The organism is Burkholderia sp. Ac-20392 (assembly GCF_017104585.1).
Lineage (GTDB): Bacteria > Pseudomonadota > Gammaproteobacteria > Burkholderiales > Burkholderiaceae > Burkholderia > Burkholderia lata.
Genome location: NZ_JAAGPB010000952.1, coordinates 1 through 1,622, shown reverse-complemented (window position 1 = coordinate 1,622; position 1,622 = coordinate 1). Strand labels below are relative to the sequence as shown.

Below are 1,622 nucleotides of genomic sequence, written 5' to 3'. Positions count from 1 at the left end.
AACACCCCAGATCTCCCACGCGCTCTCCACCCTTTCCCCACCCGACGCTCTTCCGATCGCCGCTCGTGCACACCGACGACGTGATCCTGTCGCTCGACGGGATGCAGGGCGTGATCGACGTCGACCGCGACCGCCGCGTCGCGCGCGTGCATGCCGGCACGCGGCTGTGGGCGCTGGGCCCGGCACTCGCCGCGCACGGCCTCGCGATGGAGAACCTCGGCGACATCAACGTGCAGTCGATCGCCGGCGCGACCAGCACCGGCACGCACGGCACCGGCATCACGCTCGGCAACCTGTCGACGCAGATCGACAGCCTGACCTTCATGTGCGCGGACGGCAGCGAGATCCGCGCGAGCGCCGACACGCATCCCGACCTGTTCGCCGGCGGCCGGATCGGGCTCGGCGCGCTCGGCGTGCTGACCGAGATCGGCCTGCGCCTCGTGCCCGCGTTCAAGCTGCGCCTCGAGCGCGGCGGCATGCAGCTCGACGACTGCCTCGCGCAAGCGGACGCGCTGATCGCGAAGCACCGCTCGTTCGAGTTCTACTGGTTCCCGCATACGGACACCGTGCTGACCAAGGCGTGGGACATGACCGACGAGCCGGCCGACGCGGTGCACTGGGCGAGCCGTGCATCCGAATCGTTCCTCGAGAACACGGTGTTCGGCGCGTTGTGCGGGCTCGGCAAACGCGTGCCATCGCTGTGCCCGGCGCTGAGCCGGCTGTGCGCATCGACGGTGTCGGCCGGCCGCCACGTGGATGCGAGCTACGCGATGCTGTCGACGGTGCGCCGCGTGCGCTTCAACGAAATGGAATGGTCGGTGCCGGCCGAGCGCGGCGCCGACGCGCTGCGCGAGATCCGTGCGTTCATCGCGCGTCGCAGCTTCCCGTTGATGTTCCCGATCGAATACCGCTGGGTGCGCGGCGACGACATCTGGCTGAGCCCCGACTACGGACGCGACAGCGTGCGCATCTCGGTGCACCAGTATCGCGGGATGCCGTTCGACGCATACTTCTCGGGCGTGCAAGCGATCTGCCGCAATCATGGCGGGCGGCCGCACTGGGGCAAGGTGCATGCGATGAAGGCCGCCGAGCTGGCGGCGTGCTACCCGCACTGGGACGATTTCCTCGCGCTGCGCGAACGGATGGATCCGCATGGCCGCTTCCTGACGCCGTACCTGCGCACGCTGTTCGGCCTGCCGCAACACGCAAGTGCAAGTACGAGCGCAGCCGCGACCGCGCGCGCCACGCCGGCTCGCCGAGGGACACACCCGATGCACGAAACGGCCGGCATCGCACAAGATCGGCCGCGATCCAACCAGGAGGCCTCATGAGCACCGCCACCCTGCATGCCGCCGCACAGTCGCGTCCCGATCCATCGACCGGCGCCGTCGTCCGCCTCGCGCTCGCGTTCGCGGCGGCCACCAACGGCCTGATCCTGTCGCCGTTCCTCGTCGCGGCCGTGATGACGCGCTTCCGCCTCGACGAAGGCAGCGCGACTGCGCTCGTCAGCGCCGAGATCCTCGGCATCGCGATCAGTTGCGCGCTGCTGTCGCACCGGATCGCGCGCGCCGCGCGGCCGTTCACGCTGGCCGGCCTGGTCGGCACGATCGCCGGGCAGGCGG

1 protein-coding gene and 1 pseudogene are annotated in these 1,622 nt (G+C 70.2%); both read left to right on the top strand.

The features are described from left to right. The first annotated feature begins 65 nt into the window (after positions 1-65). Entirely contained in the window at positions 66-1,331 is a 1,266-nt protein-coding gene (locus G3N99_RS40025) for a D-arabinono-1,4-lactone oxidase (RefSeq protein ID WP_206125169.1), read from the top strand. Continuing rightward, positions 1,328-1,622 (top strand): annotated as a pseudogene (locus G3N99_RS40020) (MFS transporter); the annotation flags it as partial. The gene G3N99_RS40025 and the pseudogene G3N99_RS40020, both read left to right, overlap by 4 nt.